Raw genomic sequence first — 14,618 nt, forward strand, 5'->3', positions numbered from 1 at the left:
CCGCCATGACGCTCAAGGAACACCTGGACATCCCGCTGGTGGCGACCATCCACGCCACCGAGGCGGGCCGGCACCAGGGCTGGCTGCCGGAGGAGATGAACAAGGCGATCCACTCCGTCGAGTGGTGGCTGAGCCAGGAGTCGGCGCGGGTCATCGTCTGCTCCGGCTACATGAAGGACGAGGTCACCGGGCTGTTCGAGGTGCCCGGCGAGCGCGTCGACGTGGTCGCCAACGGCGTGGAGATCCAGCGCTGGCAGGTGCCGGCGGAGGCCGTCGTCGAGGCGCGCAAGCGCTTCGCCGGCGAGGGCCCGCTGGTGACCTTCGCCGGCCGGCTGGTCTACGAGAAGGGCGTGCAGCACCTGATCGCCGGGCTGCCGAAGCTGCGTCAGGCGCACCCGGGGCTGCGCGTGGTGATCGGCGGCGACGGCCCGTACCGCGCGGAGCTGGAGGCGGAGGTCGATCGGCTCGGGCTGCGCTCGACCGTCACCTTCCCCGGCTTCCTCGGCGGGGTCGAGCTGCCGGCGATGATGGCCGCGTCCGACTGCTTCGCGGTGCCGAGCATCTACGAGCCGTTCGGGATGGTCGCCCTGGAGGGCGCCGCCGCCGGCGCGCCGCTCGCGGTCGCCGAGACCGGCGGCCTCGCCGAGATCGTCGAACCCGGCGTGACCGGCATGACCTTCCAGCCGAAGAACCCGGAGTCGCTGGCGGACGCCGTCGGTGCGCTGCTGGCCGACCGCGACCGGGCGCGCGCGCTCGCGCGCCGGGCCCGCCGGATGGTCCACGACCAGTACGGCTGGTCGGCGATCGCACACCGGACCAGCGCGGTCTACTCCGCGGCCATCGCCCAGGCGCCGGCGTTCAACGCCGCGCAGGCGGCGGCCCGGATGGCGCAGGGGCGCCCCGCGGTGGTGATCCCGGAGGGTAACCTCCTCGCCGGAGCAGGTAGGTGACCCGCACGCTGGAGGCGTCCCCCATCGACACGATCAGCGACTTCGATCTCCATCTGATCTCGCAGGGCCGGCACGAACGGCTCTGGACGGTGTTGGGCGCGCACCCGCGGGCCGGCGGTTGCCGGTTCGCGGTGTGGGCGCCCAACGCCCGCGAGGTCCGGCTCATCGGCGACGCCATCGGCTGGGGACCGTACGACGGCGTGGTGATGGAGCGGCTGGGCAGCGGCGTCTGGTCGGTCTTCGTGCCGGGCGTGACGCCGGGACAGCGGTACAAGTACCGCGTGCACGGCGCCGACGGCGCCTGGACCGACCGCGCGGACCCGCTCGCCGCCGCCACCGAGGTGCCGCCGCGCACCGCCTCGGTGGTGTACGAGTCGGCGTACGAATGGGGGGACGCGGCGTGGCTGGCGGCCCGGCGCGGCGACCACCACGCCCGGCCGATGTCGGTCTACGAGGTGCACCTCGGCTCCTGGCGCCCCGGCCTGAGCTACCGCGAGCTCGCCGAGCAGCTCGTCGAGTACGTCTCGGATCTCGGCTTCACCCACGTGGAGTTCCTGCCGGTGATGGAGCACCCGTTCGGCGGCTCCTGGGGCTACCAGGTCACCGGCTACTACGCGCCCACCTCCCGGTTCGGCTCCCCCGACGACTTCCGCTACCTGGTGGACCGGCTGCACCGGGCCGGGATCGGGGTGCTGCTCGACTGGGTGCCCGCACACTTCCCCCGCGACAACTGGGCGCTGGCCCGCTTCGACGGCACCGCCCTGTACGAGCACCCCGACCCGCGCCGCGGGGAACACCCGGACTGGGGCAGCCTGGTGTTCAACTACGGGCGGTGGGAGGTGCGCAACTTCCTGATCGCCAACGCGCTCTACTGGCTGGAGGAGTTCCACGTCGACGGGCTGCGGGTCGACGCCGTCGCCTCGATGCTCTACCTGGACTACTCGCGCGGGCCGGGCCAGTGGGAGCCGAACCACGAGGGCGGCAACGCGCACCTGGAGGCCATCGACCTGCTGAAGGAGCTCAACACCGTCGTCTACCGGGAACACCCCGGCGCGGTGATGATCGCCGAGGAGTCGACGGCGTGGCCGGGCGTGTCGCGCCCGGCCGACTGGGGCGGGCTCGGGTTCGGCCTGAAGTGGAACATGGGCTGGATGCACGACACCCTCGGCTACGTGTCGCGGGACCCGGTGCACCGCAGCTTCCACCACGACGAGTTGACCCTGCCGGCGATGTACGCCTTCGACGAGCAGTTCCTGCTGCCGATCAGCCACGACGAGGTGGTGCACGGCAAGGGCTCGTTGATCCGCAAGCTCCCCGGCGACCGCTGGCAGCGGCTGGCCGGGCTGCGCGGGCTGCTCGGCTACATGTGGGCGTTCCCCGGCAAACAGCTGCTCTTCATGGGCTGCGAGCTCGCCGACGAGCAGGAGTGGAGCGAGCAGCGCGGGCTCGACTGGAACCTGCTCGCCGACCCGTCCGTCACCGGGGTGCAGGACCTGACCCGGGACCTGAACCGGATCTACCGGGACTCCCCGGCGCTCTGGTCCCAGGACACGGTGTCTGACGGGTTCCGCTGGCTGCGGCACGACGACCGGGACAACAACGTGATCGCGTTCCAGCGCCGCGGGGCGGACGGCAGCACGCTGGCGTGCGTGGTGAACTTCTCCGGCGTGCCGCGCCTCGACTACCGGCTCGGGCTGCCGGAGGCCGGGCGCTGGGCGGAGGTGCTGAACACCGACGCCGAGCTCTACGGCGGCTCGGGGGTGGGCAACCTCGGCAGCGTCACCGCCGACGGTCCGGCCCGGCACGGCCAGCCGGCCTCGGCGACCCTGCAGCTCGGCCCGTACGCCACCGTCTGGCTCCGCCCCGACCCCGAGGCGTAGGCGCCGTCCGGCGCACTCCCCTCACACAACGGCAACGGCCGCGACGCGGAAAGCGTCGCGGCCGTTGCCGTATTCAGCCTGGCGTCAGCGCTGGTCCATCGGGACGTACGCCCGCTCGGTGGGGCCGACGTAGAGCTGCCGGGGACGGCCGATCTTGGTGGTCGGGTCCGTGATCATCTCGCGCCACTGCGCGATCCAGCCGGGCAGCCGGCCGAGCGCGAACAGCACGGTGAACATCTTCGTCGGGAAGCCCATCGCCTTGTAGATCAGACCCGTGTAGAAGTCGACGTTCGGGTAGAGCTTGCGGGAGACGAAGTAGTCGTCCGCGAGTGCGATCTCCTCCAGCTGCATCGCGATGTCCAGCAGCGGGTCCGGCTTCGCCATCCGGTTCAGCACGTCCTGGGCGGCCTGCTTCACGATCGCCGCGCGCGGGTCGTAGTTCTTGTAGACCCGGTGGCCGAAGCCCATCAGCTTGACGCCCGGCTCCTTGTCCTTCACCCGACGGACGAAGGACTTCACGTCGCCGCCCTCGGCCTGGATCGCCTGCAGCATCTCCAGCACCGCCTGGTTCGCGCCGCCGTGCAGCGGGCCGAAGAGCGCGTTGACGCCGGCGGAGACCGACGCGAACAGGTTGGCGTTGCTGGACCCGACCAGGCGTACGGTCGAGGTCGAGCAGTTCTGCTCATGGTCGGCGTGCAGCACGAACAGCATGTCGAGCACCTGGGCGACGACCGGGTCGACCTCGTACTCGGTGGCCGGCACGCCGAAGGTCATCCGCAGGAAGTTCTCGACGTAGCCGAGCGCGTTGTTCGGGTAGAGCAGCGGCTGGCCGATCGACTTCTTGTACGCGTACGAGGCGATCGTCGGGACCTTGGCCATCAGCCGGACCGTCGACATCTCGACGTGCTCGGGGTCGAACGGGTCGAGGCTGTCCTGGTAGAAGGTCGACAGCGCGCTCACCGCCGAGGAGAGCACCGCCATCGGGTGGGCGTCGCGCGGGAACCCGTCGAAGAACTGCTTCATCTCCTCGTGCAGGAGCGTGTGCAGCCGGATCCGCCCGCTGAACTCGGCCAGCTGCTCGGCGGTGGGCAGCTCGCCGTAGATCAGCAGGTACGAGGTCTCGAGGAAGGACGCCTTCCCGGCCAGCTGGTCGATCGGGTAGCCGCGGTAGCGGAGAATCCCGGCGTCGCCGTCGATGTAGGTGATCGCCGAGGCGCACGCCGCGGTGTTCACGAAGCCGGGGTCGTAAGTGACGTGCCCCGTCTCCTTCAGCAGCTTACCGACGTCGATCCCGGACGGGCCCTCGACGGCAGGCTGCACCGGCATAGACAGCTGTCCACCAGGGTGGTCGAGCTTGACATCCGTCATGTGGTCCCTCGCTTTACCGGCAGATCTTCGTTGAATGCCTCACGTTTTACCGTAATCGTTCGCCTGGTCGAACCCCCGGCGGCGGCGGAGCTGTGAGTGATGCGTCACCATCGGCCAGCGGCGTTTCCGCCGAGCTGCGCCCCCGCCACCGGGCGCGACCGGGCAATCACGCTGAGGTAGAGGGCGACGGGCGATTTGCCCTAATCACGGCATTCTACGGGCCGGGGTCGCCGCGGTGGGTGCAGGGCGGCCGATTCCGTCGCCGACGGGCCGCATCCCCACGCGGCAGCACGGGAAATGTGGATGCATCTGTTGCCGCTGTCGCGACAACGAATGCACCCACACCTCCCGCGGCCGTGCCGGGCGGGCGTCCTGCGGCCGACGCCGGTGGCGGTCAGGCCGTCTGCCCCGCGCGGTTGTCGAACAGCGCCAGGCCGGCGGCGGTGTTCGACGCCGGCACGAAGTAGTGGGAGTGCACCTTGCGCACGCGCTCGTTCATCGCGCCGCGCATGATCAACCACATGATCATCTCGATGCCCTCGGAGCCGGCCTCGCGGATCAGCTCCTCGCGGCTGAGCGCCGCGAGCTTCGCCGGATCCTTCTCGATCGCCTCCATGAACATCGCGTCGAACTCGGCGTTGATCATGCCCGCACGCGCCCCCGCCAGCTGGTGCGACATCCCACCGGTGCCGAGGATGCCCACCGTCACGTCCTTGTCGTACGACGCGATCGCCCGGCCGAGCGCCTGGCCCAGCGCGTAGCACCGCGCCGCCGTCGGCTGCGGGTACTGAATGACGTTGACCAGCAGCGGCACCACCGGGCACGGCCACGCGTCACCCGGGTCCGGCGTCCAGACCGACAACGGCACGGTGAACCCGTGGTCGACGGCGAGCTCCTGGAACACGGTCAGGTCGAAGCCCTCGTCGACGAGCTTCTCCAGCAGGTGCAGCGACAGGTCCGGGTCGCCGACCACGTCCGGCACCGGGCGCCGCCCGAAGCCCTCGTCGGCGACGTCGTACCGCTCGGCGGTCCCGATTCCGAAGGTCGGCACGATGTCGAGGTCGATGCCGTTGGCGTGGTCGTTGTAGACCAGGATCGCGACGTCGGGCTTGTGTCCGGCCAGCCACTCGCGGGCCGGTTGGTAGCCGTCGAACAGCGCCTTCCAGTTCGGGTCCTGCGTCCTGCCGCGGTCCATCGCCGCCCCGATGGACGGCACGTGCGAGGTCGCCAGACCCCAGATCACCTCAGCCACCGGACCGCCCTCCCGCCCGCATCGCCGCCACGAACTCCTGCTCGGTCATCCCGGTGAAGACACCCCCGAGGTACTGCATGGACAGACCGTCCATCATCGCCAGCTTGTACACGTAGAAGATGCTGCCGCCGAGGTCGATCATGGCCTGCCAGTCGCGGCCGGTGACCGCCGCGCGCTGCTCCGGGGTGAGCCCGAACTCGTCGCAGTAGGCGCCCTCGTCGGCGAGGAACCGTTCCCGGTTCGCCGCGAACCGCAGGCTCATGAAGAGCTTGTTCATCCGGAACCCGCGCCGGCTGGTCTGCCCGTCGAAGACCGGCGTACCGGGGATGTCAGTCAGCATCGGCAGCGCTCCCCTCCGCCGGCACGGCGTGCTCGTGGTCGTCCAGCCAGTCCCACATCTGGCGCGGGTGCGCGCTCGTCCAGCTCCGTCCACACCAGCACGTCCCGAGCATCTCGCCGTCGTACTGGCGGAACGTGATCCGCAGCTCGCGTCCGGCGGCCGTCGTCGCCATCAGCGCTCCTGCGGGTGCTGGGCCAACGCCTCGACGTGGACATCCAACCACGGCGCCATCGGCAGCGACATCAGCGCATCGTGCAGCTCGGCGGGGTCGGCGGCCTCGTAGAGCCCGACGGTGGCGTTACGCCCCGGCACCCGCCACAGCCGCTTGAGGATGCCCGCGGCCCGCAGCTCCATGGCCCGGGCCCGCTCGGCGGAGCGCAGCTCCTCCCGCCGCTGCGCGGGCGTGTCGGCGGGCAGGCGGTTCTCGGAACGGACGAGAAACTCCACGATCTCTCCTCAGTGGTCTCGGACGAGCGAGAGCAGGACGCCGGCCAGCTCCTTCGGCGCGGTCACCATCGCCTCGTGGCCGGTCTCCAACTCGTGTACGGGCCAGCCGCGTTCGCGCGCCCGCTCGGCGTGCGCCCGGAACACCCGCATCCAGCTCACGCACTCGATGAACACCGCCGGCACGCCGTCGACCGCGCCCGTCAGGCGCAGCGGATCGGTGTACGTCTTCCACGGGTGCGGGGTCAGCCTGGGCGTCAACCAGTCGATGTCGGCCTGTTCGGTCACGCCCAGCACGGAGAGCTTGCGCACCGGCACCAGCCACCCGAAGCCCTGCTCGGCGGCGGATTCGGCCCAGTGGTGTCCGACCGTCTCGGGCTGCAGCTCCCAGGCCGTCTCTCCGTCGCTGCCGACGAACGCGTCCAGGTACACCCGGCGGGCGATCGCCGCCGGCCGCCGGTCCGCCACGCCGGTGACGATCTGCCCGGCGTAGCTGTGCCCGACCAGCACCACATCGGTCAGGCCGAGGGTGTCGATGAGCCGGACGACGTCCTCGATGTGGGTGTCCAGCCCGACCAGCGGCGAGAGCAGGTGGGCCCGTTCGGAGAGCCCGGTCAGCGTCGGCGCGTGCACCTCGTGGCCGGCCTCGCGCAGCAGCGGGGCCACGCGGTCCCAGGCCCAGCCGCCGTGCCAGGCCCCATGGACGAGAACGAACGTGGTCATGCCCGCACCGCCGGAGCCGCCGCCGGGCGCGGACGACCGTTCGCGGGCTGGGCCGCCGCCGCCTCGGCCTTGGCCATCCGCTCCAGCAGCCGGCGACCGCGGATGCCCGCCACGTCGGAGCGGATCGACGACTCGACCATCCCCGGGTCGGTGGCGACCATGACCTCCTGGATCTCCAGGGCGTCGACGTCCTCCTTCATGACGGCCAACTGCTGCCTGAGCTGGAAGTCCGACAGCTCGGCATCATCGATCTTGTAGTCGCGGCCGAGGGCGAAGAAGTCGTGCGTCTCCGTCTCCGTCGCCGGGGTCATGCCGTAGATGACCTTCATGTGGAAGCCCTCGGGCTCCTCGGTGCCGGTCGGGGCGATCCGGATGTTGAGGATGAAGATGCCGGGGGCGTAGAAGTCGCCGTCCTGCCACCGGTCGATGTCGGTCGTGACGCCCATCGAGGACCGGTAGAAGGGCGGCGCCTCGATCCCGATCATGTGCCGGATGAACGAGACCTTGTTGCCCTCGCTGGTCACGTCGATCGGGGTCGAGGCGACCGCGGCGTTGCCGATGCTGCTCGGGTGCAGGAACGTCTCGTGGGTCAGGTCGAGCAGGTTCTCGACCAGCAGCACCTGGCGGGCCTTCAACGGCACGACCCCGTGCACGTGGGTCCAGTTCTCGTCGGTCAGCCAGGAGACGTCCGGAATGTCGTCCGGGTTGGCCTTCTCCGGGTCACCCGGCCAGATCCACACGATGCCGTACCGCTCGACGACCGGGAAGCGGTGCACCGACGCCTTCGGGGCGTCGGGCTGCTCGGCGACGCCGACGCAGGAGCCGGAGCCGTCGATGCGGTAGCCGTGGTAGTTGCACTCGATGACGTCGCCGTCGAGCCGGCCCAGCGACAGCGGGTACCGGCGGTGCGGACAGCGGTCCTCGATGGCGTTCGCGCTGCCGTCCGAGAGCCGGTAGAAGCACACCGGACGCCCGCAGATCCACCGTTGCGTCAGCGTCCGCGTGACCTCGTCGGACCAGGCGCCGATGTACCAGCCGTTCATGACGATGGGGTTGGCTGCCATGACAGTTCTCCTCAGAGGGTGCCGGGCGCGGCGTCGTCCGCCGGCTCGTCGACGTAGGTGACGCCCAGACGGGCGAGGGTCTCGCGCATGCCGTAGAGGTCGAGGCCGAGCACGCCCGCCTGGAACTGCTCGCGCTTGGCCTGCTCCTTCTCCTCGCGGGCCAGGGACGCGGCGGCGACCTGCGGGGCATCAGAGCGGGGAACCACCAGGACGCCGTCGTCGTCGGCGACGATCACGTCGCCCGGGCGCACCGGCGCCCCGGCGAGCACGACCGGCACGTTCACCGAACCGGGGGTCGCCTTGACGGTGCCCTGGGCGGAGACGGCGCGCGACCAGACCGGGAAGCCCATCGCGGTCAGGTCGGCGACGTCACGGACACCGGCGTCGATGATCAAGCCGAGGACGCCGCGGGCGGCCAGCTGGGTGGCGAACAGCTCGCCGAACATGCCGTCGGTCGACGGCGAGGTGGTCGTGACGACGAGGATGTCGCCGGGGCCGCACTGCTCGATGCAGGCGTGGATCATCAGGTTGTCGCCGGGCTGGCTGAGCACGGTGACCGCGCGACCGGCGATCCGGGCGCCCGGGTAGATCGGCCGCAGCACGGGATGCGTCAGGCCACGCCGGCCCATCGCCTCGTGCGCCGTGGCCACCCCGGCCCGGGCGAGCACCGCCACGGCCTCGGGGTCCGGGCGGCGGTTGGTCCGGACAATGACGTGACGGGTCATCGAAGCTCCTCCCCCACGGTCGGGAACGTGCGCTTGTACGCCTCGGCGTGGATGACGCTGCTCGGCGCGCCGTTGCGGCGCGCCTGCACGCCCCGGCGCACGCCCAGCTCGGTGTAGTAGTCCACGAGGTGGCCCTGCCCGCCGGCCATGCACCGCATCGCCCTGGTCTTCAGGTCGAAGACCGGCGTGATGTCCAGCAGCAGTTCCGGGACGAAGCCGCAGACCTCGGGCTGGTGCGGCTCGAACTGCAGCACCTGGGCGGCGCCGAGCGGCTTCGCGCCGGGATCGTGCCCGTGGGCCTGGGCGACCATGCGGGTCAGCAGCGTGGTCTCGTGCGCCAGGTTGTGGTCCCGGTTGTACGGGTCGTTGGCCACGTGGGTGAGGATCACGTCCGGCAGCCGCTCACGCATGATCCCGACGATCCGCTCCTGGGCGGCGTCGTCGACCCGCAGCGGATAGTCGCCGAGGTCGAGGAACTCGATGCTGGCGCCGAGCACCTCGGCCGCGGCCGAGGACTCCTCGCGGCGGGCCTGCTTGACCCCCTCGAGCGTCATGCCCTCCTGCTTCCACAGGCCCTGCGATTCGCCGCGCTCGCCGAAGCTCAGGCACACCACGTGCACGGGAGCGCCGCGCTGCGCGGAGAGCGCGATCGCGCCGCCGGCCCGCCACACGAAGTCGGCGGCGTGGGCGCTGATCACCAGGACGGAGGGGGTAGTGGACATCGTCGTCTCCAGCTGGGGTGCGGGCGGATCTACAGGTCGAGCACGAGGCGCGGGCCGCGGCACCGGGAGACGCAGATCATCATCGTGTCCCCGGCGGCCTTCTCGTCGTCGGTGAGCAGGGAGTCCCGGTGGTCGGGCTCGCCCTCGAGAACCGTGGTCTCGCAGGTGCCGCAGATGCCCTCGGTGCAGGAGGAGAGCACGTCGATCCCGGCGTCCTCCACCGCCCGCAGGATGCTCTGCTCCGGGGTCACGGTGACGGTCAGGCCCGAGCGCTCGCAGACCACCTCGAAGCCGGTTTCCGCGCCGTCGGGGACCACCGGGGCGGCGGTGAACCGCTCGACGCGCAGCGCGCCGGACGGCCAGTCGGCGCAGCGCGCCGCGACGGCGTCGAGCAGGCCGGTGGGCCCGCAGCAGTAGACCAGGGTGTCGGCGGCGGGCGCGCCGAGCGCGGCGTCCAGGTCGAGCAGCCCCGTCTCGTCCTGCGGGCAGATCCGCACCCGCTGCCCGTACTCGGACAACTCGGTGAGGAAGGCCATGGACGCGCGGGTCCGGCCGCCGTAGTGCAGCACCCAGTCGGCGCCGGCGGCCTCGGCCGCGCGGATCATCGGCAGCAGCGGCGTGATCCCGATTCCGCCGGCCAGGAAGACGTACCGGACGGCGGGCTGGAGCGGGAAGTTGTTGCGGGGTCCGCGGATGCGCAGCGTCGTGCCGACCGTCAGCTCGTCCGCGAGCCACCGCGAGCCGCCCCGTCCGTCGATCTCACGCAGCACGCCGAGGCGCCAGCGGGTGCTGTCGGAGGGGTCTCCGCAGAGCGAGTACTGGCGGGTCAACCCGTTCGGCAACTCCACGTCGATGTGCGCACCGGGCGTCCACGAGGGCAGGGCCGCGCCGTCCGGCAGCGAGAGCTGCAGGCCGACGACCCCGTCCGCCTCGTCGCGGTGATCCACCACGACGACGTCGGCCTCGAAGTCGGAGCTGGTGCGCGCGGTGGGGGCGGGTGCGTCGAAGACCGCGGATGTCGTCACGGCGCCGGACCTCCCGAGTCGTTGCCGGAGTGAGCCGGCGGTCCGGTATGACCGCCGTCACCGCCCAACGTAGAGAGTGCGACCGGGGACGGGGATCGGCGCGATGTCAGCGGTTCACGTCCATTGCTGCGGGGATCGACTACGTCATCCGTCGCGGTCGCGCGGGCCCGGGAGGTCAGGCCGGCGGAATGAGTCCTTCCCGGACGGCCAGCAGCGCGGCCTGCGTCCGTGAGGAGAGCTGCAGTTTGGCCAGCATGTTGCTGACGTGGGTGCGTGCCGTCCGCTCGCTGATGAGCAGGACGTCCGCGATCTCCCGGTTGGACTTGCCCTGCGCGAGCAGCACGAGGATCTCCCGCTCGCGCGCGGTCAGCGACGCCAGCCCGACCTGGGGGGCGGTCATCCGCCGGGTGAGCTGACGGGTGACGGCCGAGTCGAGGTGGACCTCGCCGGCCGCCGCGGCACGGATCGCGGTGGCCACCTCCGACGGGTCCGCATCCTTGAGCAGGTATCCCGCGGCCCCGGCCTCCAGGGCGGCATGGACCCGCTCGGCCTCGCCGAAGCTGGTGAGGACGACGACCTTGACGTCCGGATGAGCGCGGGTGATCGCCCGGGTCGCCTCCACGCCGCCCATCCGGGGCATCTGCAGGTCCATCAGCACCACGTCCGGCATCGGCTCACCCGTGGTCAGCCACTGCCGCAGCAGGGCCACCGCCTGCTCGCCGTCGGCCGCCTCGCCGACCACCTGCAGGAACGGGAGGGTCTCGGCGTACGCGAGCAGACCGCGGCGAACGATCGCATGGTCGTCGACCACCATCACCCGGATCACCGCGCGCTGCGCCTGGTCGGTGCTCACCTACTCGTCATCTCCCTCACCCGGCCCGCCGCCGGGAGGGTGACCCGGACGCTCCAGCCGCCGTCGGGATGCGGGCCGGCGACCAGCCGGCCGCCCCACCGCTCCGCCCGTTCCCGCATCGACACCAGCCCGAGCGTGGGCCGCGGCCGGCGTCCCGCGGGCGCCGGCCGCGCGCCGGGATCCACCCCGCACCCGTCGTCGGTGACGTCCATCGACAGGGCGCCGTCGACCAGGGCGAAACGGACCCGTACGGCCCGGGCGCGGGCATGCTTGACGACGTTGTGCAGCGCCTCCTGGGCGATCCGGTAGAGGTCCTCCTGCACCTCTATCGCCAGCTCCGGCGCCAACTCCGAGGGGGCCTCGACGTCGACGACCAGCGCGCCGCGCGCCTCGAGGCTCGCCGCGTGGGCCCGTACGGCGTCGACGAGCCCCCGCTCCGCGAGCTCCAACGGGTGCAGTTCGAAGACCAGCCCGCGCAGGTCGGCGAGGGCCGTGCCCGACAGTTCGGCCAGCTCCCGCGCGCGGCCGCGGATCCGCTCGGGATCGGCGTCGCGGCTGTCCACCTGGCTGCGCAGCGCCTCGGCCTGCATACGCATCGAGAACAGCTGCTGCACGACCGAGTCGTGCAGGTCCCGCGCCAGGCGCCGGCGCTCGTCCGACTGGGCCTGGGACCGCGTACGGGCCAGGTGCGCCGCGATGTCGATCGCGATGGCCGCGTGGTCGGCCATCGCCTGGAGGAAGGCGAGTGAGTGCGGGCCGGGGTCCTCGCCGGGAACGTAGTAGGCGTTGATGACGCCGATCGTCCTTCCCCGCACGATCAGGGGCGTGGAGACGAAGCCGTCCCAGTCCGGATAGTCCATGATCGCGTGGAGCGGCGCCCAGGCCGGGTCGGCCAGGATGGCCGGCTTGCGGTTGGGCACGACCACCGGCTCCCGTTCCTGGATCGCGTCCATGAAGCGGACGTGCGCGCCCAGCCGTCGGCACGCGCTGAGCCGCTCGACGAAGTCGGCCGCGTCCCCGAAGCCGGCCATGCCCAGCACCCGCAGCTCGTCGCGCGGATCGTCGATCGCCAGGATCTGGACGGCGGCGATGTTCGCGGTCATGACGATCTCGGTGGCGACGGCGTCCAGGGTCGTCCGCAGCGATCCGGCGTCGGCCACGCTGGCGGCCGCCCGCGTGATCGCCGTCAGCCGCTCCTGCTGGCGCAGGCCATCGGTGACGTCGCTGAACCAGGCCGCGTACCTGCCGTCGCCCAGCGGGGCGAGCCGGTACTCCAGGTCGCGCCGGCGACCGTCCGGGGTGGGCCACACGACACGGCGCCGGTGGTCGCCCGGTGCGGCGGGGTCCGCGTCGTGCACGGCGAAGGGGGCCGGGTGCCCGATGAGCCCGTCGGCGGGCACCCCCAGCACATCGGCGGCCGCGGCGTTGACCAGAGCGAAGCGGCCCTGCCCGTCGAGGACGGCCAGACCGTCGGCCGAGACCGCGACGAGGGCACGCAGCAGCGGCTCCGGGGGGATACCCGGCACCGCCTCCTCAGCCGGCCGATCCATCTCGCTGACGCACCTCTACCTCGACGTAGGGGACGAATCGTACCCACTCGCTCGGCTGCGGGTCCCCCATCGCCTCCGCGCGGTGCGCGGGTCGGGACCCGGCGGCCCCGACCCGCGCACCGGCGGGCCCCTCGTTCAGCTCAGCGGGCCGCCTCCCGGGCAGGGACCCCGGCGACCGGCGGGAGGGCCGATCCGGTCCCGTCCGGGCGGGGCCGGGCGGCGCGCGGCAGCCCGACGGTCGCGAGCAGACTCACCAGCGCCAGCGCGGAGACGTAGAGGGCGATCGGCGTCGCGGACTTGTACGCGCCGAACAGCGCGGTCGCCGCCATCGGCGTCACCGCGCCGCCGATCATGCCGCCGAGCTGGTAGGCGATGGAAATGCCGCTGTACCGGGTGCGCACCTCGAAGATCTCGGTGAACAGACCGCCCTGGGCACCGGCCATGAGCCCCTGCACCACCGCGGCCACCATGAAGGCGATCAGCGCCGCGATCGTGTCGCCGGTGCTGACCAGCGCGAACATGGGCAGCGGCCAGATCACCGCGGTCAGCACGCCGATGCCGAACACCCGCTTCGATCCGAACCGGTCCGCCAACACGGCGGAGGCCATGATCGCGCCACCCCAGGCGACGGTGGAGAACAGGATCAGCGTGAGCAGCGTGGTCCGCGCGAAGCCGACCACCGTGGTGCCGTAGCTCAGCATGTACACGATCACCGTGTAGCCGACCGCGGGCGAGGCGATCGAGGCCAGGCTGGCGAGGATCAGCGCCCGCGGCTGCCGCCGCACGAGGTCGGCGATCGGGACCCGGCTGACCGCCTTCTCCTTCTTCACCTCCTGGAACTCCGGCGCGTCCTGCAGCCGGCTGCGGACCAGGAAGCCCACGACGACCAGGACGATGCTCACGATGAACGGGATGCGCCACCCGTAGCTGAGGAAGTCCGCGTCGGACATCCCGGAGACGGCCAGGAAGGCGAGGTTGGAGAGCAGCACGCCGACCGGCAGGCCGAGCTGCGCGAAGCTGCCGTAGAGGGCGCGGCGCCGCGGCGAGGCGTTCTCGGTGGCGATCAGCACCGCCCCGCCCCATTCGCCGCCGACACCGAACCCCTGGACGAGGCGGAGCAGCACCAGCAGCAGCGGCGCCGCGACGCCGATCGCCGCGTAGGTCGGCAGCAGGCCGATGGCGAACGTCGCGCCGCCGGTCATCAGCAGGGTGATGATCAGCATCGACTTGCGGCCGATCCGGTCACCGAAGTGTCCGATGATCGCGGCGCCCAGGGGGCGGGCGACGAAGCCGACGGCGAAGGTGGCGAAGGCGGCGAGAGTCCCGGCAACGGGCGAGAAGTCCGGGAAGAACAGAGTGCCGAACGCGAGCGCCGCCGCGGTGCCGAAGATGTAGTAGTCGTACCATTCGATGGACGTGCCGAGGAAGCTGGCAGCGAAGATGCTGCGCTTCGACGGCGCGTGGGGGGTTGTGGGTGGGGCCACGTGCGCACTCCTCTGGACGCCGGCTGGGGAACGTTCGTCACGACCTGTGATGCCGGTCTCACGGTTACGTGAATGAAAACTTGTTAACGCGGCAGAAACCCGAGCCCACCGACCCGGCCGCGCCGCGTCGTCTGTGCCGGGGCGGTCTACGTCATCTGTCGTACCGCTCGCGGGAAGGCACGGCTCAGCGCGGGCGCGAGGATCGCCTCGGCCACCTCGGGGACTTCCGCCGCCACCG

15 protein-coding genes are annotated in these 14,618 nt (G+C 71.6%); 2 read left to right on the top strand and 13 right to left on the bottom strand.

All coding sequences use genetic code 11. The annotated features are described in order from the left end of the window. Together BLW47_RS19540 and glgB are read left to right on the top strand one after the other, a co-directional pair. A partial coding sequence (locus tag BLW47_RS19540; protein WP_139307376.1) for a glycosyltransferase family 4 protein occupies positions 1-950 on the top strand: 950 nt, incomplete at its 5' end. Beyond that, on the top strand, positions 947-2,830 hold the full coding sequence (glgB, locus tag BLW47_RS19545) for a 1,4-alpha-glucan branching protein GlgB (RefSeq protein ID WP_139307377.1): 1,884 nt from the start codon (positions 947-949) through the stop codon (positions 2,828-2,830). The genes BLW47_RS19540 and glgB, both read left to right, overlap by 4 nt. 84 nt (positions 2,831-2,914) lie before the next feature. Here the strand turns inward: glgB and BLW47_RS19550 are convergent, their stop codons facing one another. The 13 genes from BLW47_RS19550 to BLW47_RS19610 form a co-directional block, all read right to left on the bottom strand. Beyond that, positions 2,915-4,198 (bottom strand): citrate synthase, encoded by a 1,284-nt coding sequence (locus BLW47_RS19550; RefSeq protein WP_091559901.1) that lies wholly within the window; start codon positions 4,196-4,198, stop codon positions 2,915-2,917. A gap of 394 nt (positions 4,199-4,592) precedes the next feature. After that, positions 4,593-5,450 (bottom strand): class III extradiol dioxygenase subunit beta, encoded by an 858-nt coding sequence (locus tag BLW47_RS19555; RefSeq protein WP_091559905.1) that lies wholly within the window; start codon positions 5,448-5,450, stop codon positions 4,593-4,595. Then, positions 5,443-5,790 (bottom strand): protocatechuate 4,5-dioxygenase subunit alpha, encoded by a 348-nt coding sequence (gene ligA, locus BLW47_RS19560; protein WP_091559909.1) that lies wholly within the window; start codon positions 5,788-5,790, stop codon positions 5,443-5,445. The genes BLW47_RS19555 and ligA overlap by 8 nt, the downstream gene beginning before the upstream one ends. Beyond that, complete coding sequence (locus tag BLW47_RS19565; RefSeq protein WP_091559913.1) at positions 5,780-5,962, bottom strand: hypothetical protein; 183 nt, start codon at positions 5,960-5,962, stop codon at positions 5,780-5,782. The genes ligA and BLW47_RS19565 overlap by 11 nt, the downstream gene beginning before the upstream one ends. Continuing rightward, entirely contained in the window at positions 5,962-6,237 is a 276-nt protein-coding gene (locus BLW47_RS19570) for a muconolactone Delta-isomerase family protein (protein ID WP_091559916.1), read from the bottom strand. Before BLW47_RS19570 ends, BLW47_RS19565 begins: the two co-directional genes overlap by 1 nt. A 9-nt stretch (positions 6,238-6,246) precedes the next feature. Continuing rightward, on the bottom strand, positions 6,247-6,957 hold the full coding sequence (locus tag BLW47_RS19575) for an alpha/beta hydrolase (RefSeq protein WP_091559919.1): 711 nt from the start codon (positions 6,955-6,957) through the stop codon (positions 6,247-6,249). Then, the gene (locus tag BLW47_RS19580; RefSeq protein WP_091559924.1) at positions 6,954-8,021 is read right to left on the bottom strand and encodes an aromatic ring-hydroxylating oxygenase subunit alpha; all 1,068 of its coding nucleotides are present in this window, start codon (positions 8,019-8,021) and stop codon (positions 6,954-6,956) included. The genes BLW47_RS19575 and BLW47_RS19580 overlap by 4 nt, the downstream gene beginning before the upstream one ends. Positions 8,022-8,032: 11 nt before the next feature. Then, complete coding sequence (locus BLW47_RS19585) at positions 8,033-8,746, bottom strand: 4-carboxy-4-hydroxy-2-oxoadipate aldolase/oxaloacetate decarboxylase (protein WP_091559927.1); 714 nt, start codon at positions 8,744-8,746, stop codon at positions 8,033-8,035. Continuing rightward, positions 8,743-9,468 (bottom strand): PIG-L deacetylase family protein, encoded by a 726-nt coding sequence (locus tag BLW47_RS19590; RefSeq protein ID WP_091559930.1) that lies wholly within the window; start codon positions 9,466-9,468, stop codon positions 8,743-8,745. The genes BLW47_RS19585 and BLW47_RS19590 overlap by 4 nt, the downstream gene beginning before the upstream one ends. A gap of 29 nt (positions 9,469-9,497) precedes the next feature. Further along, the gene (locus tag BLW47_RS19595; protein WP_091559934.1) at positions 9,498-10,493 is read right to left on the bottom strand and encodes a PDR/VanB family oxidoreductase; all 996 of its coding nucleotides are present in this window, start codon (positions 10,491-10,493) and stop codon (positions 9,498-9,500) included. 175 nt (positions 10,494-10,668) lie between these two features. Continuing rightward, entirely contained in the window at positions 10,669-11,346 is a 678-nt protein-coding gene (locus BLW47_RS19600) for a response regulator (protein WP_245736795.1), read from the bottom strand. Continuing rightward, entirely contained in the window at positions 11,343-12,896 is a 1,554-nt protein-coding gene (locus BLW47_RS19605) for a sensor histidine kinase (protein WP_091559937.1), read from the bottom strand. The genes BLW47_RS19600 and BLW47_RS19605 overlap by 4 nt, the downstream gene beginning before the upstream one ends. Before the next feature lie 140 nt (positions 12,897-13,036). Continuing rightward, positions 13,037-14,380, bottom strand: coding sequence for an MFS transporter (locus BLW47_RS19610; RefSeq protein ID WP_091559943.1), 1,344 nt, complete (start codon positions 14,378-14,380; stop codon positions 13,037-13,039). Positions 14,381-14,618 lie beyond the last annotated feature (238 nt).

It is taken from the genome of Micromonospora pattaloongensis (genome assembly GCF_900107255.1).
Classification (GTDB): domain Bacteria; phylum Actinomycetota; class Actinomycetes; order Mycobacteriales; family Micromonosporaceae; genus Micromonospora_I; species Micromonospora_I pattaloongensis.